Genomic DNA, 20,469 nt, shown 5'->3' with positions numbered 1-20,469 from the left:
ACTTCCGAGACCTTTTCCCACAGGTGGAGTGTCCTATGGCCCGCGTGACGGTCGAAGATTGCGTTGACAAGGTTCCCAACCGGTTCGAGCTGGTGATGCTGGCCGCCCATCGGGCGCGCGAGGTTGCCGCCGGTGCGCCGATCACCGTGGACCGCGACAACGACAAGAACCCCGTCGTCGCCCTGCGCGAGATCGCCGAGGAAACCCAGTCGGCCGAGGTCCTGCGCGAGCGCATGATCGAAAGCTACCAGACCCAGATCGAGGTGGACGAGCCGGAAGAGGACCAGATGGCTCTTCTGATGTCCGGTGAGATCGACCGTCCGGTGCAGGACGACATGTCGGAAGAAAAACTCCTCCGCGCGCTGATGGAAGCGCAAGGGGAGCACTGACCGGACCAAAGGTCCGGCGGACGGGTGGGCGATGATCGACGTTGAAGACCTCATCGCCCTTGTCCGGAACTACAATCCGCGTTGCAATGCCGATCTGATCCGCCGGGCCTACGCCTACGGGATGAAGATGCATGACGGCCAGATGCGGAAATCGGGCGAGCCCTATTTCACCCATCCGGTGGCGGTGGCGGCAATCCTGACGGAAATGCAGCTGGACGATGCGACCATCGTCACGGCGCTTCTGCACGACACGATCGAGGACACAAGGTCCACCTATACCGAGGTTTCGCAGCTTTTCAGCCCCGAAATCGCCGAGCTGGTGGACGGGGTGACGAAGCTGACCAACCTTCAGCTGTCCAGCGCGCAAAGCCAGCAGGCGGAAAATTTCCGCAAGCTGTTCATGGCCATGTCCAAGGACCTGCGCGTCATTCTGGTGAAACTGGCCGACCGTCTGCACAACATGCGGACGATCAAGTCGATGAAGCCGGAAAAGCAGGTCCAGAAGGCGCGCGAGACGATGGAGATCTTCGCGCCTTTGGCCGGGCGCATGGGTATGCAATGGATGCGCGAGGAGCTGGAGGATCTGGCTTTCCGGGTCCTGAACCCCGAGGCGCGGAATTCGATCATCCGCCGCTTCCTGACCCTTCAGCGCGAGGCAGGCGATGTTGTCCACCGCATCACCGCCGACATCCGCACCGAACTGGACCGCGAGGGCATCGAGGCGGCGGTTTATGGTCGCGCCAAGAAGCCGCATTCGATCTGGCGCAAGATGCAGGAGAAGGATCTGGCGTTCAGCCGCCTGTCCGACATCTATGGCTTCCGCATCATCTGCCGGTCGGTCGCGGATTGTTACCGCATTCTGGGCGTGATCCACGGCCGCTGGCGCGCGGTGCCGGGGCGGTTCAAGGATTACATCAGCCAGCCGAAATCGAACGGTTACCGCTCGATCCACACCACCGTTTCGGGCCGCGACGGCAAAAGGGTAGAGGTGCAGATCCGCACCGGCGAGATGCACGAGGTCGCCGAATCGGGGGTTGCCGCGCATTGGTCCTATCGTGAAGGGGTGCGGGGCCGGAACCCGTTCGCGGTGGACCCCGCGAAGTGGATCGCCAGCCTGACCGAGCGCCTGGACGAGGGCGACCACGACGAGTTTCTCGAAAACGTCAAACTCGAAATGTATTCGGATCAGGTGTTCTGCTTCACGCCGAAGGGGGATGTGATCCAGTTGCCGCGCGGGGCCACGCCTCTGGATTTCGCCTATGCCATCCACACCCGGATCGGCAATTCCACCGTTTCGGCCAAGGTGGATGGCATCCGTGTGCCGCTCTGGACCCGGCTGAAGAACGGACAGTCGGTCGAGATCATCACCGCCGAAGGCCAGCGCCCGCAGGCCAGCTGGATCGACATCGTGACGACCGGCCGCGCCAAGGCCGCGATCCGCCGGTCCCTGCGGGAAGAGGACCGCGGGCGGTTCGTCAAGCTGGGTCAGGAACTGGCCCGCGCGGCCTTTGATCATGTGGGCAAGAAGGCCACCGACAAGGCGCTGCGCACCGCGGCCAAGATGCTGGGCTGCGCCGATGATCAGGACCTTCTGGCCCGGCTGGGCAGCGCCGAGATCACTGCCCGCAAGGTGGTGGAGATCCTGTATCCCGAACTCTCGATCGGCCGCCCGGACGAGGTGGACGACAAGCGCCCGGTCATCGGTCTGCAGGATGACCATCTGTTCCGCCGCGCGCCCTGCTGCCAGCCCCTCCCGGGTGAGCGGATCGTGGGCATCACCTACCGCGGCAAGGGCGTGGTGGCGCATGCCATCGACTGCCCCGCGCTGGCCGAATTCGAAAGCAACACCGACCGCTGGGTGGATCTGAAATGGAAGGCCGGCCGTCATGCGCCGGTCAATACCGTGTCGCTGGAACTGACGATTTCGAACGATGCCGGGGTGCTGGGGCGGATCTGCACCCTTGTGGGAGAGCAGAAGGCGAATATATCGGACCTGCGGTTCACGGATCGGAAACCGGATTTTTACCGTCTGATCATTGACGTGGACCTGCGCGATGTCGAACATCTGCATATGGTCATGACGGCTCTTGAAGCCGACACCGATGTGGCGCAGATCGGAAGATACCGCGACATGACACGCAAGCCCTGAGGCGCCGTGCCCCGGGCCCGCAAGTGAAGGACGGAAACTTGGTCTTCAAGCGCAGAGATCCGGTCGGCTGGGGGGCGTGGCTGCGCGAGATGGTCTATCCCAAGGGCGGTTTCAAACGGGCCACCCGCTACGTGCTGCACCGGATGAAGCGGCTGCCCGACAGCCCGCGCCGTGTCGCCCGCGGGGTCTTTGCCGGATCTGTCATCGGATTTCTCCCTTTGCCCGGTCTGCAATTCGTGGCCGCCTGGATTGCCGCGCGGCTGGTGAATGGCAATCTGCTGGCCGCGCTTCTGGCGACATTCAACACCAACCCGTTGACGACCCCGTTCTTCGCCGTGCTGGCCATGACGCTGGGTCACTGGATCATGGGGATCGAGGCGCCGCTGACTGCCGAATATATCGGCCACCGCTTTGCCGTGGCGGGCGCCGATCTCTGGGCGAATGTGCTGGCGATCTTCGGCCCGGAAAAGACCCAATGGGGCGGGCTGATCCAGTTCTGGCATGAAATCTACGTGCCTTATTTCATCGGGGCACTGGGGCCGGGGATCATCATTTCGCTCGCGGGCTACTGGATCACCATTCCGCTGGTCGAGGCGTATCAGAAGGCCCGCGCGGCCAAGGCGAAAGAGCGGGGCGAGCGCCGTCACCGGCTGCGTGAAATGCTGGCCGAGGCGACCGCCCGCGTGAAGGCCCGGGCCGAAGCCGAAGCGGCGGAAAAGGCCGCGGCCGAAACTCTGGCGGCGCGGGGCGGGCCGGCCGCGGCGCCGGCGGCAGGTGACGACGGCCCCGGTTCCCCCTAAGGTGACGGCGATGCAGGCGGCGCCCGGGGCGCGCGCGGCCCGAAGGCACGGCAAGGAGACGGAAGAATGGCGGCAAGGCTCAGGCTGGGTGTGAACATCGACCATGTGGCGACCGTGCGGAACGCCCGGGGCACCGCATGGCCCGATCCTTTGCGTGCTGCCCTTCTGGCCGAGGCGGCCGGAGCCGACGGGATCACCGCCCATCTGCGTGAAGACCGCCGTCATATCCGCGATGACGACATCGACGCGCTGATGGCGGGGATCGGCATTCCGTTGAATTTCGAATGTGCGGCGACCGATGAGATGCAGGCCATCGCGCTGAAGCAGCAGCCCCATGCCATCTGCCTTGTTCCCGAAAAGCGCGAGGAGCGCACGACCGAGGGCGGGCTGGACGTGGCCGGGGACGAGGCGCGGCTGGCGCGCTTCATCGCGCCCCTGCGTGAGGCTGGCATCCGCGTGAGCATGTTCATCGGCCATGAGGCGCGCCAGATCGAAGCCAGCGCCCGGATCGGCGCGGCGGTGGTGGAACTGCATACCGGGCTTTATTCCGAACTCCACGCCGAGGGCCGCAGCGATGAGGCCGAGGCCGAGCTGGCCGCCCTGCGCCGCGGCGCCGCACTGGCCCATTCGCTGGGGCTTGAGGTGCATGGCGGCCATGGCCTGACCTATGACAATGTCGAGCCGGTGGCCGCCATCCCGCAACTGGTGGAGCTGAACATCGGCCATTTCCTGATCGGCGAGGCGATCTATCGCGGCCTTGGCCCCACGATCGAGGAGATGCGCCGCCGGATGGATGCGGCCCGCGGTCTGGTGTGAGAGGGGCATTGCAACCCGCGGAACCGGCAGGGCGGCGCGCCCACAGGACATTCCTTCCTTGACCAGAGCATCGTCATGAACCGCCTGCTGTTCTCCGCCCTTTGCCTTCTGCCGCTGGCGCAGCCTGCGCGTGCTGTGACCATCGGGGATTGCGACGACTATCGCGCCTCTGTCGGCGCCATGGTCGAACCTTGGGAAGAGGCGACCCGGACCTGGGCCAACGGGAAGATCCGGCTGGTTGTCACGGACACTGTCGAACCGGCCATGTATCCGTTTCATCTGGTGGTGATCTATCCGGGCTCTGACGAGACGGGCTGGAATCAATGCAGCCTTGTGTCGTTCCGCGGCATGCTTGGCTTTGCCGGGATGGAGCTGATGGCGGCAACCGCGCAATACGATCCGGCGGCCGGGCTGACCGTTGCCGTGCCGGTCCGTATTCCGGACCCCGAGGCCGGGGACGTGACCGATGCCATCCTGGCCGTCACCATCAACCAGATGACCGGACAGGTCCGCGCGCAGCTGGAGTGAGCATGATCCTGGGTATCGGCACCGACCTTGCCAATATTGACCGCATCGCAGGCACGCTGGACCGCTTTGGCGACCGGTTCCGCGACCGGGTGTTCACCCCGGCGGAGCAGCGCAAGGCCGAGGGGCGGGCGCAGATCGCCGCCACCTATGCGAAACGCTGGGCCGCGAAGGAGGCCTGTTCCAAGGCGCTTGGCACCGGGCTGCGCATGGGGATTGCGTGGAAGGACATGGCCGTCACCAACCTGCGGTCGGGCCAGCCGGTGATGCATGTGACCGGATGGGCGGCCGAGCGGCTGGCCCAGATGACCCCCGCCGGGCATGAGGCGGTGATCCATGTCACCCTGACCGACGATCATCCTTGGGCACAGGCCTTCGTGGTGATCGAGGCGCGGCCCCTGAAGTGAAGCCGCTGAAGTGAAGTTGAACGGTCCCGCGGCGGCACGGCGGCTTGACTCCGCCGCCGCGCCGCGCGCATGAAACGGCGCGACACCAGCGACAGGAAAGAGCAGGCGATGGCGAGTGAAAAGGGCAAGGGCGGCGGGATCGTCGAAACGGTCAAGACGATCTTCTGGGCTCTGATCATCGCAGGCGCCTTCCGCACGCTGTTCTTTCAGCCGTTCTGGATTCCGTCTGAATCGATGAAGGACACGCTGCTGGTCGGCGACTTCCTGTTCGTGAACAAGATGGCCTATGGCTATTCGAAATATTCCTGCCCCTTCGCGATCTGCCCGATCTCGGGCCGGATCTTCGGGTCTGAACCCGAACGCGGCGATGTGGTGGTGTTCCGCCATCCCGTCACCGGCGATGATTTCATCAAGCGGCTGATCGGCCTGCCCGGCGACACGATCCAGATGAAGAACGGCGTGTTGTGGCTGAACGGGCAGGAAGCGGTGCAGACCCCGGCGGGCATCTTCGAAGAGGTCTATGAGCCGCAGGGTCCGATGCGCAACGTGCCGCGCTGCCAGAACGACCCCGCGCGCGATGGCGGCATCTGCCAGAAGTCCCGCTCGGTCGAGACGCTGCCGGGCGGCGTGTCGCATGACGTGCTGAACATCGCCGACAACCAGTTCGCCGACAATACCGAGGTCTTTACCGTCCCTGAAGGCCATTACTTCTTCATGGGCGACAACCGCGACAACAGCCAGGACAGCCGGTACTCCCGCGCCATGAATGGCGTTGGCATGGTCCCTGCCGAATACCTCATCGGCCGGGCCGACCGGGTGATCTTCTCTTCGGCCGGATCGCGGCTGTGGTATATCTGGACCTGGCGGATGGACCGCTTTTTCAAGGCGATCAACTGACCTTGAGCGGGCTGAAAAACCCTTTCCGGCTGCGCGGCACGGCGCGGCGGCGTGTGCTTTTGGCTGCGCTGGCCGTCTATGCCGCGCTGATCGCCGTGCGGACGTGGCTGGAACTGGACGGCGACTGGTGGCGCTGGTCCCGGCTGGCGGCGGCCCTGACCATCGTCGCGCTGGCCGCGCTGCTGGCCACGATGGTGCGGCGGCTGCATGACATCGGCCGGCCGGGGGGCTGGGTGCTGCTGGGCCTCATTCCTTATGTGAACATCGGCCTGGTCCTTGCGTTGCTGGTCTGGCCGCCCGCCTCGCGCAAGCGCAACGAATCCGGGCTGGGCACCGTTCTGGGCGTGGCCGGGCTAGCGGTTCTGGGTCTGATGGCGGTTCTGCGGCTGTTCCTGCAACCCTACTGGATTCCATCCGAACAGATGAAGCCCGCGCTGCTGGTGGGGGATTTCGTCATGGTGCGGTATCTGGCGGCCGAGGACGTGGTTCGTGGCGATGTGATTGTCTTCCGTCACTCCGTCTCGGGGCGTGATTTCATCATGCGGGCCGTGGGCCTGCCGGGCGATACCGTGCAGATGAAGGACGGGCGGCTGTGGCTGAACGGATCAGAGGTGCCACAGGAGGCCAACGGCACCTTCACCGAGGTGATGGGGCCGCAGGGGCCGATGCATATCCGGCCGCGCTGCGAAAACGGACCCGTGGGTGATGGCGGGCAATGCCGCCGGTCCCGCCTGACCGAGACTTTGCCCGCCGAAGGATATGACGGCGGGCGCAAATACGATGTTCTGAACATCGACGCATCGTCCTATGCTGACAACACCGATCTCTTCACCGTGCCCGAGGGGGCGTTTTTCGTGATGGGCGACAACCGCGACAACAGCAACGACAGCCGCTTTTCCCGCGGCGTGGGTGGCGTCGGCATGGTGGAGGCCGATAACATCATCGGTCGTGCCAGCTTTGTCTTGTTCTCCTCTGCCGGAGAGAGGATCTGGACGCCGTGGACCTGGCGGATGGACCGGCTGCTGGAGGGTGTGGAATGAGGCTTTCGGCCGATCTGAAGGCGTTCCAGATCCGCATCGGGCATGAGTTCCGGCGGGGTGAGCTTCTGGTCCGGGCGGTGACGCATTCCTCCATCGGCTCGGCCACGCGGCCCGACAACCAGCGGCTGGAGTTTCTGGGGGACCGGGTTCTGGGGCTTGTGATGGCCGAGGCGCTGCTGGCCGCCGACCCCGATGCCAGCGAAGGGCAGCTGGCCCCGCGCTTCAACGCGCTGGTGCGCAAGGAAACCTGCGCCGAGGTGGCGCGGTCTCTGGGCCTTGGCGATGTGCTGAAGCTGGGCCGGTCCGAGATGCTTTCGGGCGGGCGGCGGAAAGAGGCGCTTCTGGGCGATGCGATGGAGGCGGTGATCGCCGCCGTCTATCAGGACGCCGGGTTCGAAGCCGCGCGCGTTTTGGTCCTGCGGCTCTGGGGCGACCGGATCGGCCGGGTGGACCCGGACGCCCGCGATGCCAAGACCGCGCTGCAGGAATGGGCGCAGGCCCGCGGGATGCCCCCGCCCGCCTATACCGAAACGGGCCGCTCCGGCCCGGACCACCAGCCGCTTTTCACTGTTGAAGCGCGGCTGGCCGATGGACAACATGAAGCCGCGCAAGCAGGCTCGAAACGCGCCGCCGAACAGGCAGCGGCAGGTGCGCTTCTGAAACGGCTGGAGGCCGGGAATGACTGAGGGGATGACTGAACAGACACGCGCCGGATTTGTCGCCCTGATTGGCGAGCCGAATGCCGGGAAATCCACCCTGCTGAACCGGATGGTCGGCGCCAAGGTCAGCATCGTGACCCACAAGGTGCAAACCACCCGGGCGCGCATCCGCGGCGTCTGCATGGAAGGTCAGACCCAGATCGTCTTTGTCGATACGCCGGGCCTGTTCCGCCCGCGGCGGCGGCTGGACCGCGCCATGGTCAAGGCGGCCTGGGGCGGGGCAGCGGATGCCGATGTGGTGGTCCTGCTGATCGAGGCGCATCGCGGCCTGACCGAAGGCGCGCAGGCCATCATCGACCGTCTGGGCGATGAGCTGCCGCGCGATCGCCCGGTGGCCCTGGCCATCAACAAGATCGACCGGGTCAGGGCGGAAACGCTGCTGGGTCTGGCCGAGAAGATGAATACGGCGTTTTCCTTTGCGAAGACCTTCATGATCAGCGCCGAAAAGGGCTATGGCGTGCAGGATCTGCGCGAATGGCTGGCGGGCGAAATGCCTGAAGGCGAATGGTTCTACCCCGAGGATCAGCTGGCCGACCTGCCTTTGCGGATGATCGCGGCCGAGATGACGCGCGAAAAGCTGACCCTGCGCCTGCATGAGGAGCTGCCCTATCAGCTGACCGTGGAAACCGAGAAATGGGAGGACCGCAAGGACGGCTCCACCCGGATCGACCAGCTGGTCTATGTCGCGCGCGACGGGCACAAGGGCATTGTCCTTGGCAACCGGGGCGAGACGATCAAGGCCATCGGTCAGGCGGCCCGGGCCGAGATTGCGGCCTTTCTAGACCGCGAGGTGCATCTGTTCCTGCAGGTCAAGGTGCGGCCCAACTGGCTGGAAGAGGCCGAGCGTTATTCGGAAATGGGTCTCGATTTCAAAGACGGCGACAGCTAGGCCTTGCGGCCAAGCCGCTGCTTGACCGCGGCCCATGCCAGCCAGATCAGCCCGCCCGCGGCGATCAGCCCGGTCGCCGTGCGGGCCACCGGATCGGCACCGGTGCCCTTGCGGTCTGCCGCCATGGTGCCCATGCCAAGCGCGGCCGCGATCAGGGCGATACGTGCGCCAAGCGGGGAACGGGGCTTTGCCATTGCGGCCTCCTGTTGCGGATTGTGCAGATATAGTCCCGCAGGGCGGCGCGGGGGAGGGGACATGACACGGCTGACGGCGGAATTCTGGGTGCAGGCCTATCTGCGGCGCCTGCAGCTGGCAGATATCCCGGCCTATGTGCTGCGCCGGGGCGATGCCACCGCCGGGGCGGTTCTGGTGAAGCTGGCCACTTTGGATGGCCGCGCACAGGCGTTTGAACGCTCCTTCGACCTGATGACCGGCGCGCGGCGCTGGATCGTGCTGACCGAGGGGGAGGAGGGGCAGGTGGATGAGACCATCGCCCGCGCCCGCGCGCGCGACCCTGACCTTTGGGTGATCGAGATCGAGGACCGCCACGGCCGCACCCTGCTGGAGGAGCCGGGGCTGGACGGCTGAGGCGGAACCCTCTCCGCGGCCCCGGCGTTGAAGGGGCCCGACATCCGGAATGACCCAGAGATGACCCCTGAACACGACCCCGCCCGCGCCCGGCTGGACCGCGAGTTTGACCGCCTTCAGGCCGCCTCGCCCCGGTTCGGCGGCTTTCTGGCCCGGCTGCGCAGCCCCGCGGCCCGGCTGATCCGCATTCCGGTGGCGGTGCTGCTGATCCTGTTCGGGTTTCTGGGCTTTCTGCCGGTCCTTGGCTTCTGGATGGTGCCGCTGGGCCTTTTGCTGCTGGCCATCGACATTCCCGCCCTTCAGGGGCCGGTGGGCCGGACCGTGCTGCGCCTGCGGCTCTGGTGGCAGCGCCGCCGCCGCTGAGGCCGCTTGCCGTCGCGCGCGGGCCGCCCGATAGTCGCGCCATGATGGACTGGCAGGACGAAGGCATGGTCATCGCGGCACGGCCGCATGGCGAGAGTGCCGCGATCATCGAAGTGTTCACCCGCAGTCACGGCCGCCATGCGGGCGTGGTGCGCGGCGGCGCGGGCCGCCGTCTGGCGCCGGTCCTGCAACCCGGCAACCAGATCGCCGCGGTCTGGCGCGCAAGGCTGGGCGATCATCTGGGCAGCTTCACGGTCGAGCCGGTACGCAGCCGCGCCCATCTGATGGCGGACCGTCTGGCGCTGGCGGGCCTGAGCGCGGTCTGCGCCCTTCTGCATGTCGCGCTGGCCGAGCGGGAGCCGCATCCCGCCCTCTGGCCGCCGACCATGGCGCTTTTGGACGGTCTGGGAGGTGCAGGCTGGGCCGAAGCCTATCTGCGATGGGAATTGCAGCTCTTGGCCGAGATGGGCTTCGGGCTGGACCTGTCCGTCTGCGCCGTGACAGGGGCGACCGCGGGGCTGGCCTATGTCAGCCCCAAGACCGGCCACGCCGTCACCGCCGCGGGTGCCGGGGATTGGGCCGATCGCCTGCTGCCGCTGCCGCCCGGCCTGACCAGCCCCGGGCCGCTGGACCCCGCCGCCTTGCAGCAGGGCCTTGCGCTGACCGCCCATTTCCTGACGCGGGAAATCGCCGCCCTGACCGGCCGCGATGCCCTGCCTGAGGCGCGGGGACGGTTGGCCGATCTGTTGGCGCGTTCCCGCTAAGCTGCAGCGCAGCGATTCGCAGGCGACACCGGATGTCGCAGACGGGCCAGACGGAACCGGCAGGGCGGCGTCTTTGGGCAGAATGGCCCTGCGTTACATTCCACTGGCGCTGAAACATAGCCCCACGCCGAAGATCGAACATTTCGCTGTTCTGGCCGGGCTGGATGCTGCGGTGCGCGGCACGCTCATCACCATCATGCCGCTGGCGGTCTATGATGCGCTGAAGGATGCTCAATCCACCTCGGCCGCCTATTTCGCGGCCGGTGTGGTGTCGCTGATCTGGGGGCTGATGGTGCCCTGGGCGACCCGGCACATTCCCCGCCGCTGGGCCTATACCGGGGGCTGCCTGCTGTATGTTGCGGGCATGGCGCTGGCCATCACCGGCACGGCCTGGTCCATGCCGCTGGCGCTGATGTGCAATGCCATGGCCACGGCGACCGTCTTCGTCTGCTTCAACGCCTATGTGCTGGATTACGTGGACCGCGCCAACCTGGGCCGCAGTCAGGGCGTGCAGATGGCCTATGCCGCCACGCCCTGGACGGTGGGGCCGCTTCTGGGTGTCTGGCTGCACGACCACTGGGCGCCCGCGCCCTTCGTCCTGGCAGGGATCTTTGCGCTGACGCTGCTGACGGTGTTCTGGGTGCTTCGGCTGGGCAACGGCAAGCAGATCGCCCGCGCCAAGGCGCCCGCGGTCAATCCTCTGGGCTATCTGGGCCGGTTCTTCCGCCAGCCGCGGCTGATTGCGGGCTGGTTTTTCGCCGTCACACGCTCCTGCGGATGGTGGGTCTATGTGGTCTTCCTGCCGATCTTCTGCGTCGAGGCGGGTCTGGGTGACAAGGTCGGCGCGGTTGCGCTTTCGGTCTCTAACGCCATCCTGTTCATCGCGCCCGAGATCAACCGCCGTGCAAGGGCGCTGTCCGTGCGCCGCTCGGTCCGGCTGGCCTTCGCCTGTGGCGGCGGACTGATGTTGGCGGCGGCATTGCTGTCGGTCCTGCCCTGGGTCACGGTGGCGCTGGTCTTCGGCGCCTCGTTCTTCTTCGTCGTGCTGGATGTGGTGGGCGGGCTCCCGTTCCTGATGGCCGTGCGCCCCGGAGAGCGGACCGAGATGTCGGCGGTCTATTCCAGCTTCCGCGATGTCTCGGGCATCCTGACCCCCGGTGCGGCCTGGCTGGTCCTCTTCGTGGCGCCTCTGCCCGGCGTCTTTGCCTTTGCGGCGGCGGGGTTCTTCCTGTGCTGGGGCATCGCGGGCAGTCTGCATCCAAGGCTGGGTGTGCAGCGTCCGTCGCGCGGCAGAGAGGAGGCTGCGCCTGACTGACCCCGCGCAAGAGGGGGCGCTGCCCCCGTCTCCTGCGGAGACTCCCCCGGGATATTTGTGCAAACTGGAATGGGCTTTCCACTTTGTCCAAATATCCCCGGCGGAGCCCGCCCGAGGCGGTTGGCCGCAGGCCAGAGCCGAGGCAAAAGGCATGCGGCGCAGCCGCTCCGCTCTGTAGCGGTCAGTCCAGCAGGCGCCGGGCGATGACCTGGGCCTGAATTTCGGCGGCGCCTTCAAAGATGTTCAGGATGCGGGCATCGCAGAGGATGCGGCTGACCCGGTATTCCAGCGCGAAACCGTTGCCGCCGTGGATCTGCAATGCATTATCCGCCGCGGCCCAGGCCACGCGGGCGCCCAGAAGCTTGGCCATGCCGGCCTCAAGATCGCAGCGTTTGTCATGGTCCTTCTGCCAGGCGCTGAAATAGGTCAGCTGCCGGGCGATCATCACCTCGACCGCCATCATGGCAAGCTTGCCCGAGACGCGGGGAAATTCGATCAGCGCCTTGCCGAACTGCTTGCGGTCTTCGGCATATTGCAGCCCGGTTTCCAGCGCCGATTGCGCCACGCCGATGGCGCGGGCGCCGGTCTGGATGCGGGCGGATTCGAAGGTCTGCATCAGCTGCTTGAACCCTTGTCCGGGCTGGCCGCCCAAGAGGTTTTCAGGCTTTACCTGAAAGCGGTCGAAGCCGAGTTCATATTCCTTCATGCCGCGATAGCCCAGAACCTCGATCTCACCGCCGGTCATGCCGGGGGTGGGGAAGGGGTCTGCGTCGGTGCCGGGGGTCTTTTCGGCCAGGAACATCGACAGCCCGCGCCAGTCGGTCGTGTCGGGGTCGGTCCGCGCCAGGAGCGTCATCACATGGGTACGCGCGGCATGGGTGATCCAGGTCTTGTTGCCGGTGATCTCCCAGCCGTCTTCGGTGCGCAGCGCGCGGGTGCGGAGCGAGCCGAGGTCGGACCCGGTGTTCGGCTCGGTGAAGACGGCGGTCGGCAGGATTTCCCCGGAGGCGAGTTTAGGCAGCCATTGCGCCTTCTGCTCCGGCGTGCCGCCGCAGAGGATCAGCTCGGCCGCAATCTCGCTGCGGGTGCCAAGCGAGCCGACGCCGATATAGCCGCGTGACAATTCTTCGCTGACGACGACCATGCTGGCCTTGCTGAGGCCGAAGCCGCCGAATTCCTCGGGGATGGTCAGGCCGAAGACGCCCATTTCCGCCAGCTCGCGGATGACCTCCATCGGGATCAGCTCGTCCTTCAGGTGCCAGTCATGGGCGAAGGGGATGACCTTCTCGTCGGCGTAGCGGCGGAACTGGTCGCGGATCATCTCCAGCTCTTCGTCCAGCCCGGTGGCGCCAAAGGTGGCGCGGCCATGGTTGTCGCGCATCAGCGTGACCAGACGGCTGCGGGCGGCGGGAGTATTCCCGGCGATCAGCGTGGCGGCGGCGCCTGCGGGCGTCCAGCTCTGGCCAAGCTCTTGCAAACGCGCGGTTTCTCCCTGGCTCATCGGGATGCCGCCGGCGATCTGCGCCAGATATTCGCCAAAGCCGATCTGAAGGATCAGCGCCTCCATCTCGCCGAATTGCCCTGCCTCGGACAGGCGGGCGGCCCAGGCGTCCAGCTGGCGCAAGGCCTCGGCATAGGTGGCCAGCCACGACAGGCAATGGGCGGCGAACTGATGCTCTTCCAGCGCGGCGGCGCTGATCTTGCCCCCCACGGTAACGGCGGCGCGCAGATGTTCCCGCGCGGCCGTGAACAGGGCATCCGTCTCCGGCAAAACCGCCGCCGTCAGGCCGCGCAGGTCGGGAAGAACGGGAGAGGTGATCGGCTGTCCATCATGCGGCATGGCATCCTCCGGCAGAGTCTGGATCTGCCGCTGGACTACGCCTTTTGCAGGTGCAGCGCAATATACTTTCGTCAGTATTGCGCAGGGAGACTTAAAGTGTCGCGCAGGATTTCATCAGGAGGTTGCGCCGCAGGCATTTGTGATCTCGGGCACGGCGGCACCTGGAACCACCTCGAACTCCACCCGATAGAGCCGCCGGTCGCGGTCCCAGCCCTCGATCACCCAGGTTCCGGGCACCAGTTCGCTTTCGGTATCGAAGCGGAAGAAGGCCAGCGTCGCCCCCAGGGACGAGATGTCCGAGGCCCAGCTTTCCGGGGTGGTCCGGCCCGGGCGGTAGACCCGCACCTCGCCCACGGCGGTTTCCCAACCCTTTGCGCCGGTCACCTTGACCCCGAAGGCCAGCCCCAAGGCAGCAGGAACGACCTGACGGTCGGGCCAATGGAAGCTGACCTCACCCTTCGGGACATGGATCCAGCCCGAGGCGGTGCCCGGCGCGGGGGCACGGTCCATCGCCTGCAGCGCACAGAAAACGCCCCATTCCAGCCGGGCCACTTCGGCCACGACAACGGGCGGCGCGGGTTCGGAGCCGGGCCCGGCCGCGGCGGGCAGGGCAAGGGCGGCGGACAGGATCAGGGCGAGCATGTGGCGCATGACGGCAGTGTCGCATTCCTGTCGGCTCCGCTCAACCCTCGGCTGTCGCGGATTTCCCGACCCGGCGGAAACAGAGCGGTGCCCGCGCCGCAGCAATGCCCGAGGCGGTTGGCCACAGGCCAGAGCCGAGACAAAAGCAATGCGCCCGGAGGGTTTCCCTCCGGGCGCGCAATGTTGCAGCCAATGCGGCGGGATCAGCCGATGGCGGCGGCGCGGATGTCGTCGTCGATATGGGCGACATACTGGCCAAAGTTCTTCGAGAACATCCCGACCAGCGTCTTGGCCTGCGCATCATAGGCGGATTTGTCGGCCCAGGTCTCCCGCGGGTTCAAAAGCGTCTCGTCCACGCCCGGCACGGCCACCGGCACTTCGAAGCCGAAGTTCGGGTCCTTGCGGAACTCCACCGCGTTCAGCGAACCGTCCAGAGCGGCCGTCAGCAGCGCGCGGGTGGCGCGGATCGGCATGCGCTTGCCGGTGCCGAACTTGCCGCCGGTCCAGCCGGTGTTCACCAGCCAGCACGACGCGCCGGTCGCGGCGATCTTGGCCTGCAACAGCTTGCCATAGACTTCCGGGCGGCGCGGCATGAAGGGCGCACCGAAGCAGGTCGAGAAGGTCGGGATCGGCTCGACCACGCCACGCTCGGTCCCCGGGGTCTTGGCGGTGAAGCCCGACAGGAAGTGATACATCGCCTGCGCGGGCGTCAGCCGCGCGATGGGCGGCAGCACGCCATAGGCGTCGCAGGTCAGCAGGATCACGTTCTTCGGCTGCCCGCCCAGACCCGTGGCCGAGGCGTTGGAGATCGCCTCCAGCGGATAGGCGCAGCGGGTGTTCTCGGTCAGGCTGGCATCGGCGAAGTCCAGTTCCAGCGTCTCGGCGTCGTAGACCATATTCTCGACCACGGTCGCAAAGCGGTGCGTCGTGGCATAGATTTCCGGCTCCGCCTCGGGCGAGAGGTTGATGGTCTTGGCATAGCAGCCGCCTTCAAAGTTGAAGGTGCCCTTGTCCGACCAGCCATGTTCGTCATCGCCGATCAGGATGCGCGACGGATCGGCCGAAAGCGTGGTCTTGCCGGTGCCCGACAGGCCGAAGAACACCGCGGTGTCATCCGGATTGCCGATGGCATGGTTGGCCGAGCAGTGCATCGCCATCACGCCCTTTTCGGGCAGCAGGTAGTTCAGGATGGTGAAGACCGACTTCTTGTTCTCACCGGCATAGGCGGTGTTGGCGATCAGCACGGTCTTCTCGTCGAAGTTCAGCGCGATCACGGTATCGGTGCGGCAGCCGTGGCGGGCCGGATCGGCCTTGAAGGACGGCAGGTTGATGATGGTCCATTCCGGGGTGAAGCTGTCCAGCTCGGCCCGGTCGGGGCGGCGCAGCAGGTGCCGGATGAAAAGGTTGTGCCAGGCCAGACCCGAAACGACGCGCACATCGACCCGATGCTCGGCATCGGCGCCGGCGTAAAGGTCCTGCACAAAGACCTCGCGGCCCTTGATATGGTCCAGCATGTCGGCCTTCAGAAGCGCCCAGCCCTCGGTCGTCATCGGGGCGTTGTTTTCCCACCAGATGGTGTTTTCGGTGGTGGGGGTACGGACGACGAATTTGTCCTTGGGCGACCGGCCGGTAAATTTGCCGGTGGAGCAGAGGAAGGCGCCGCCCTTGCCAAGATGGCCCTCACCGCGGGCGACCGCGGCTTCGACAAGTGCAGGTTCCATGTAGTTGTAGTGAACGGCGGCGGCACCAGAGATGCCCTGATCTTCAAGGGTGCGTTTGGGGTTCACGCGTCCGTTCGTGGTCATGTCCTGCAAGCTCCGTTTGCCGCGCCTCCCGCGCGGCGAGGGTTTTCGGGGGCGACACCCGGGCCAGGGGGTGCCAAGGGTGGCCTCGAAACAATGTTGCGAGACCGCCCCTGCCGGGCGCTATAACACGTCGGAAACGGATGCGAACAGGACGGTTTTACAGAGTTAGCGCAACCACATGGATGTTTGCGCAACCAGCAGACGGCCTGCCCGGGAACTGAGACAAATTAGTCATGTGTCAGGAGTTTTGCGCTGGACTGACAGGGTGCAGGCCCGGGGTGATTCGCTTTTGTGTTGATTCCGGCGGCTGCTTTGCGGATTATGGCGGAAAACAGAAGAACCTGAGCAGGATCGGAACACACATGTCGCGCATCGCCCTTGTGGACGACGACAGGAACATCCTGACGTCCGTCTCGATGACTCTCGAAGCCGAAGGCTTTGAGGTGGAAACCTACAATGACGGCCAGTCGGCGCTGGATGCCTTCAACCGGCGGATGCCCGATATGGCGGTGCTGGACATCAAGATGCCCCGGATGGACGGCATGGACCTGCTGCAGCGGCTGCGGCAGAAGACCACGATGCCGGTGATCTTCCTCACCTCCAAGGATGATGAGATCGACGAGGTTCTGGGCCTGCGTATGGGCGCGGACGATTATGTGAAGAAGCCCTTCAGCCAGCGGCTGCTGGTCGAACGCATCCGCGCGCTTTTGCGTCGGCAGGAGGCAGTCTCGACCGGAGAGGTGCCGGTGACCGAGGAAAGCAAGATCATCGAACGTGGCAACCTGCGGATGGATCCGCTGCGCCATTCGGTGATGTGGAAGGGCAAGGATGTCTCGCTGACGGTCACGGAATTCCTGCTCTTGCAGGCGCTGGCGCAGCGTCCCGGCTTTGTGAAAAGCCGCGATCAGCTGATGGATGTGGCCTATGACGATCAGGTCTATGTCGACGACCGCACCATCGACAGCCATATCAAGCGGCTGCGCAAGAAGATGCGCTCGGTCGATGAGGAATTCTCGGCGATCGAGACGCTGTATGGGATCGGCTACCGATACAACGAAGAATGATCATCGCCCCGCGCATCTCCATCATGGAAGAACCACGCCCCCGCAAAGCCGGTGATGTGCTGCTGGGTGAAGACTGGGTGTCGCCCGACAGCACCGTCGACTCCCTGCGCGAGGATCGCCCGCGGGGCGGGCTGGTGTCGCTGAACCGCAGCCCGCTGGCGCGGAAGATCATCATTTTCAACCTGATGGCGCTGGTCATCCTGGTGGCGGGGGTTCTGTTCCTGAACCCGTTCCGGGACAGTTTGGTGGTGCAGCGCGAGGCCGCGCTGTCGCGCGAGGCTGAGCTGATCGCTGCGGGTCTGTCGGGGGATCTGCCCGCAGCTGCAGGAGTAGCCGATGCTGCGGCGGCGCTGCGGCAGGTGGAACTGACGGCGGGTGTCGAAGCCTTCGTCTACGATGCGGCCGGGGCCGAGGTCACCCGTGCGGCCGGTCCGGCGCTGACCCCGGATGCGGGATCGCGCGGGCGGTCCACCGTCATCACGGATTTTCTCAATGCGATCTGGGACGGTGTCTCGGGTCTGCTTTCTGTCCGCCCCGGCCCCGAAGTGCCGCTAGACGGTGCCGCGCTGGCGCAGGAGGTGTTGCCCGGGGCACAGTCCGGGACCACCGCTTCGGCGACCGGTCAGGATGATCAGGGCCGCACCTGGTTTGCCGTGGCCACGCCGCTGATGCGCAATGGACAGATTGTCGGCGTTCTCGCCATGACCTCTGCTGCCGGAGAGATCGACGCGCTGGTCCGGTATGAGCGGGAACAGATCCTGCAGATGTTCGTCATCGCGCTGCTGGTGTCCATCGGCCTGTCGCTGGTCCTGGCCTCGACCATTGCCAATCCGCTGTCGGACCTTGCCGTCGCGGCCGAAATCGGGCGGGAGCGGGACCATGGCCGCGTGGCCGCGGGCCGCGTCCGCATTCCCGATCTGGCCGCCCGCCCCGATGAGATCGGGCGGCTGTCGGTGGCGATGCGGGGCATGGTGGCCGCGCTTTATGACCGGATCGACGCGAACGAACAATTCGCCGCCGATGTCAGCCATGAGATCAAGAACCCGCTCGCCTCGCTGCGGTCGGCCGTGGGCAGCCTGCGCTTCGTCAAGAAGGAAGAACAGCGCGACAAGCTGCTGGATGTCATCGAACATGACGTGCGGCGGCTCGACCGGCTGGTCAGCGACATTTCCAACGCCTCGCGGCTGGACAGCGAACTGGTGAAGGAAGAGGAAGAAGAGTTCAACCTGATCCGGACCCTGTCCAACCTGACCCAGTATTTGGGCCAGCAGGCGGGGGAGAAGGGCGTGGACTTCATCACCGACCTCCCGGATGAGCCCATCGTGATCCGCGGGTTGGAAGCGCGGCTGGCGCAGGTCTTTGTCAACCTGATCACCAATGCGACATCCTTCTGCGAAGAGGGTGATGCCGTCCGGGTCTGGGCGCGGCGCCGCGACAACCGGGTGCTTGTGGTGGTGGAAGATACCGGACCCGGTATCCCGGAACAGGCGCTGACCAAGGTGTTCAAGCGGTTCTATTCCGAACGGCCGCAGGGCGATTTCGGCAACCATTCCGGTCTGGGGCTGGCGATCTCGAAACAGATCGTCGAGGCGCATGGCGGGGTGATCTGGGCCGAGAACATTCGCCCGACCGCCGCCGACCAGTCGAGCGAACCGCTGGGCGCGCGCTTCGTCGTGGGCCTGCCGGTGTGATACCGGCCGCGCCCCGGCGCGAGCTGCTGCATGCAACCGCCGTGGCCCATGCGGGCCGCGCCGTCCTGATCCTTGGGCCTTCGGGGGCGGGGAAGTCGTCGCTGGCGATCCGTATGCTGGCCCTCGGGGCGCATCTGGTCTCGGATGATCTGACGGAAGTTGAGGCTGGGGCGGAGGGGCTGATCGCCTGCTGTCCGCGCCCCGATCTGCGCGGGGTCATCGAATCCCGCGGCATCGGCCTGCTGCGGGTTCCCTATTCCGACAGGGTGCCCGTCGCCCTGGCCGTCGATCTGGCGCAGGAAGAGACCGCGCGCCTGCCGCCGCTTCGCAGCATCACGCTGTTGGGAATGCCGGTTCCGCTTGTGCTGCGGCCGCAAAACGACCATCTTTCCGAGTCGATCCTGCTTATTCTGGCAGGCGGGCGCCATGACGGCGGGGGATGTGATCGTGCCGGAAACGGACCTGTCGCAGGAACATAGGCTGACGCTGGTCACCGGCCCTTCGGGCGCCGGCCGGACCACGGCCATCCGGGTGCTGGAGGATCTGGGCTATGAGGGGATCGACAACATCCCGCTCAGCCTGGTGCCGCGGCTGCTGGATGGGCCGCCGATGGGGCGGCCGATCGCATTGGGCCTTGATGTGCGCAACCGTGATTTCAACGCCACGGCGCTGATCGAGCTGATCGACGGGCTGACGGCCGATCCGCGCGTTGCGCTGGAGGTGCTGTATCTGGACTGCTCCCCGGCCGAACTGATCCGCCGTTTCTCGGAAACCCGTCGCCGCCATCCGCTGGCCCCGGCCGAGACCCCGGCCGAAGGGATCGAGCGGGAGATGGACCTGCTGGCGCCGATCCGGGTGCGGGCGGATCATCTGATCGACACCACCGACCTGTCCCCCCATGACCTGAAGGCCGATCTTGCGCGCTGGTTCGACAAGGGAGAGACCCGGCGGCTGGCGGTCTCGCTGCAATCCTTCAGCTACAAACGCGGGGTGCCGCGCGGCGTCGACATGATCTTTGACTGCCGGTTTCTGGCGAATCCCTATTGGAATCCCGCGCTGCGCCCGTTGGACGGCCGCGATTCCGAGGTGGCGGATTACATCCGAACCGATCCGCGGTTCGAGGGTTTCTTCCGCAGGTTGCAGGATATGGTGGAATTTCTTCTTCCGGCCCATCTGGATGAGGGCAAGGCCCACCTTTCCATCGGCTTTGGCTGCACCGGCGGGCAACACAGATCGGTTGCTGTTGCCGAAATGATGGGCGCTGCCCTTGCGCAGGCGGGCTGGCCGGTGGCAAAACGGCACAGGGAACTGGAACGCAAGGGCACGGTCGCAGCCGCCGCCCCAGCAGGCAGGGTGTCTGGCGCTTGATCGGGATCGTCATCGTCGCTCATGGGGGACTGGCGCGGGAATATCTTTCCGCGGTCGAACATGTGGTGGGCAAACAGGACGGCATGCGGGCCATCGCGATCGAGGACGATCACGACCGCGGCCAGAAACAGGCAGAGATCATCGCCGCGGCGAATTCGGTCGATGCGGGGCAGGGCGTCGTGGTCGTCACCGACATGTTCGGGGGCAGCCCGTCGAACCTGTCGCTTCCGGCCTGTGCGGCCAGCGGGCGGCGTATCCTTTACGGTGCGAACCTGCCCATGCTGATCAAGCTGGCCAAATCGCGCGAACTGCCGGTGCCCGATGCCGTGGCCGCCGCGCTGGATGCCGGGCGCAAATATATCAACAGCCTCGACCTTGGCGGCGGGGCGTGAAGGACC

23 protein-coding genes and 1 pseudogene are annotated in these 20,469 nt (G+C 65.9%); 20 read left to right on the top strand and 4 right to left on the bottom strand.

Annotated elements, in window-relative coordinates; genetic code table 11:
• Nucleotides 1–35 precede the first annotated feature (35 nt).
• The 11 genes and pseudogenes from rpoZ (at nt 36) to era (ending at nt 8,631) form a co-directional block, all read left to right on the top strand.
• Nucleotides 36–389, top strand: a complete 354-nt coding sequence (gene rpoZ, locus ACO2Q5_RS07040; RefSeq protein ID WP_423289332.1) for a DNA-directed RNA polymerase subunit omega — start codon at nt 36–38, stop codon at nt 387–389.
• Between the two features lie 31 nt (nt 390–420).
• Complete coding sequence (locus tag ACO2Q5_RS07035; RefSeq protein WP_423289330.1) at nt 421–2,538, top strand: RelA/SpoT family protein; 2,118 nt, start codon at nt 421–423, stop codon at nt 2,536–2,538.
• Nucleotides 2,539–2,576: 38 nt separating this feature from the next.
• Nucleotides 2,577–3,338: a DUF2062 domain-containing protein gene (locus ACO2Q5_RS07030; RefSeq protein WP_423289328.1), complete on the top strand. Its 762-nt coding sequence runs from the start codon at nt 2,577–2,579 to the stop codon at nt 3,336–3,338.
• Nucleotides 3,339–3,404: 66 nt separating this feature from the next.
• Nucleotides 3,405–4,154 carry a pyridoxine 5'-phosphate synthase gene (locus ACO2Q5_RS07025; RefSeq protein WP_423289326.1) on the top strand — a complete coding sequence of 250 codons (750 nt, stop codon included), beginning with the start codon at nt 3,405–3,407 and terminating at the stop codon, nt 4,152–4,154.
• Nucleotides 4,155–4,229: 75 nt separating this feature from the next.
• Nucleotides 4,230–4,682 carry a hypothetical protein gene (locus ACO2Q5_RS07020; protein ID WP_423289324.1) on the top strand — a complete coding sequence of 151 codons (453 nt, stop codon included), beginning with the start codon at nt 4,230–4,232 and terminating at the stop codon, nt 4,680–4,682.
• 2 nt (nt 4,683–4,684) lie between these two features.
• Entirely contained in the window at nt 4,685–5,086 is a 402-nt protein-coding gene (gene acpS / locus ACO2Q5_RS07015; protein WP_423289322.1) for a holo-ACP synthase, read from the top strand.
• 108 nt (nt 5,087–5,194) lie between these two features.
• Nucleotides 5,195–5,983: a signal peptidase I gene (gene lepB / locus ACO2Q5_RS07010; protein ID WP_423289320.1), complete on the top strand. Its 789-nt coding sequence runs from the start codon at nt 5,195–5,197 to the stop codon at nt 5,981–5,983.
• Nucleotides 5,932–6,270: pseudogene (locus ACO2Q5_RS07005) on the top strand (DUF805 domain-containing protein); the annotation flags it as partial. The gene lepB (ACO2Q5_RS07010) and the pseudogene ACO2Q5_RS07005, both read left to right, overlap by 52 nt.
• The gene (gene lepB / locus ACO2Q5_RS07000) at nt 6,268–7,023 is read left to right on the top strand and encodes a signal peptidase I (protein ID WP_423289887.1); all 756 of its coding nucleotides are present in this window, start codon (nt 6,268–6,270) and stop codon (nt 7,021–7,023) included. The pseudogene ACO2Q5_RS07005 and the gene lepB (ACO2Q5_RS07000), both read left to right, overlap by 3 nt.
• Entirely contained in the window at nt 7,020–7,709 is a 690-nt protein-coding gene (gene rnc, locus ACO2Q5_RS06995) for a ribonuclease III (RefSeq protein WP_423289318.1), read from the top strand. The genes lepB (ACO2Q5_RS07000) and rnc overlap by 4 nt, the downstream gene beginning before the upstream one ends.
• 4 nt (nt 7,710–7,713) lie before the next feature.
• A complete protein-coding gene (gene era / locus ACO2Q5_RS06990) occupies nt 7,714–8,631 on the top strand; it encodes a GTPase Era (RefSeq protein WP_423289316.1) in 918 nt (305 codons plus the stop codon).
• Here era and ACO2Q5_RS06985 read toward each other — a convergent pair.
• The gene (locus tag ACO2Q5_RS06985) at nt 8,628–8,825 is read right to left on the bottom strand and encodes a hypothetical protein (RefSeq protein WP_423289314.1); all 198 of its coding nucleotides are present in this window, start codon (nt 8,823–8,825) and stop codon (nt 8,628–8,630) included. The two genes, era and ACO2Q5_RS06985, sit on opposite strands and share 4 nt — an antisense overlap.
• A 61-nt stretch (nt 8,826–8,886) precedes the next feature.
• Between ACO2Q5_RS06985 and ACO2Q5_RS06980 the strand changes: the two genes are divergently transcribed.
• From ACO2Q5_RS06980 to ACO2Q5_RS06965, 4 genes are all read left to right on the top strand, one after another.
• Entirely contained in the window at nt 8,887–9,219 is a 333-nt protein-coding gene (locus ACO2Q5_RS06980) for a DUF1491 family protein (protein WP_423289312.1), read from the top strand.
• 60 nt (nt 9,220–9,279) lie between these two features.
• The gene (locus tag ACO2Q5_RS06975) at nt 9,280–9,582 is read left to right on the top strand and encodes a hypothetical protein (protein WP_423289310.1); all 303 of its coding nucleotides are present in this window, start codon (nt 9,280–9,282) and stop codon (nt 9,580–9,582) included.
• Nucleotides 9,583–9,623: 41 nt separating this feature from the next.
• Complete coding sequence (recO, locus tag ACO2Q5_RS06970; RefSeq protein WP_423289308.1) at nt 9,624–10,346, top strand: DNA repair protein RecO; 723 nt, start codon at nt 9,624–9,626, stop codon at nt 10,344–10,346.
• An 82-nt stretch (nt 10,347–10,428) separates the two neighbouring features.
• Nucleotides 10,429–11,661, top strand: coding sequence for an MFS transporter (locus ACO2Q5_RS06965; protein ID WP_423289306.1), 1,233 nt, complete (start codon nt 10,429–10,431; stop codon nt 11,659–11,661).
• Between the two features lie 181 nt (nt 11,662–11,842).
• Here ACO2Q5_RS06965 and ACO2Q5_RS06960 read toward each other — a convergent pair whose 3' ends face one another.
• The 3 genes from ACO2Q5_RS06960 to ACO2Q5_RS06950 form a co-directional block, all read right to left on the bottom strand.
• Complete coding sequence (locus ACO2Q5_RS06960; protein ID WP_423289304.1) at nt 11,843–13,501, bottom strand: acyl-CoA dehydrogenase family protein; 1,659 nt, start codon at nt 13,499–13,501, stop codon at nt 11,843–11,845.
• 114 nt (nt 13,502–13,615) lie between these two features.
• Nucleotides 13,616–14,152, bottom strand: coding sequence for a hypothetical protein (locus tag ACO2Q5_RS06955; RefSeq protein WP_423289302.1), 537 nt, complete (start codon nt 14,150–14,152; stop codon nt 13,616–13,618).
• A 194-nt stretch (nt 14,153–14,346) separates the two neighbouring features.
• Nucleotides 14,347–15,948, bottom strand: a complete 1,602-nt coding sequence (locus ACO2Q5_RS06950; RefSeq protein WP_423289300.1) for a phosphoenolpyruvate carboxykinase — start codon at nt 15,946–15,948, stop codon at nt 14,347–14,349.
• Nucleotides 15,949–16,310: 362 nt separating this feature from the next.
• On the opposite strand from ACO2Q5_RS06950, the gene ACO2Q5_RS06945 reads away from it, so the two are divergent.
• Genes ACO2Q5_RS06945 through ACO2Q5_RS06925 form a run of 5 tightly spaced genes read left to right on the top strand, consistent with a single transcriptional unit; the run spans nt 16,311 to nt 20,463 of the window.
• Nucleotides 16,311–17,012: a response regulator transcription factor gene (locus ACO2Q5_RS06945; protein ID WP_423289298.1), complete on the top strand. Its 702-nt coding sequence runs from the start codon at nt 16,311–16,313 to the stop codon at nt 17,010–17,012.
• Nucleotides 17,009–18,703 carry a sensor N-terminal transmembrane domain-containing protein gene (locus ACO2Q5_RS06940; RefSeq protein WP_423289296.1) on the top strand — a complete coding sequence of 565 codons (1,695 nt, stop codon included), beginning with the start codon at nt 17,009–17,011 and terminating at the stop codon, nt 18,701–18,703. Before ACO2Q5_RS06945 ends, ACO2Q5_RS06940 begins: the two co-directional genes overlap by 4 nt.
• On the top strand, nt 18,700–19,182 hold the full coding sequence (locus tag ACO2Q5_RS06935; RefSeq protein WP_423289294.1) for an HPr kinase/phosphorylase: 483 nt from the start codon (nt 18,700–18,702) through the stop codon (nt 19,180–19,182). The genes ACO2Q5_RS06940 and ACO2Q5_RS06935 overlap by 4 nt, the downstream gene beginning before the upstream one ends.
• A complete protein-coding gene (gene rapZ / locus ACO2Q5_RS06930) occupies nt 19,130–20,071 on the top strand; it encodes an RNase adapter RapZ (RefSeq protein ID WP_423289292.1) in 942 nt (313 codons plus the stop codon). Before ACO2Q5_RS06935 ends, rapZ begins: the two co-directional genes overlap by 53 nt.
• On the top strand, nt 20,068–20,463 hold the full coding sequence (locus ACO2Q5_RS06925) for a PTS sugar transporter subunit IIA (protein WP_423289290.1): 396 nt from the start codon (nt 20,068–20,070) through the stop codon (nt 20,461–20,463). The genes rapZ and ACO2Q5_RS06925 overlap by 4 nt, the downstream gene beginning before the upstream one ends.
• Nucleotides 20,464–20,469 lie beyond the last annotated feature (6 nt).

It is taken from the genome of Neotabrizicola sp. VNH66, from assembly GCF_049445895.1.
Classification (GTDB): domain Bacteria; phylum Pseudomonadota; class Alphaproteobacteria; order Rhodobacterales; family Rhodobacteraceae; genus Pseudogemmobacter.
The sequence above is the reverse complement of the archived record's forward strand: the minus strand, read 5'-3'. Positions and strand labels throughout refer to the sequence as shown.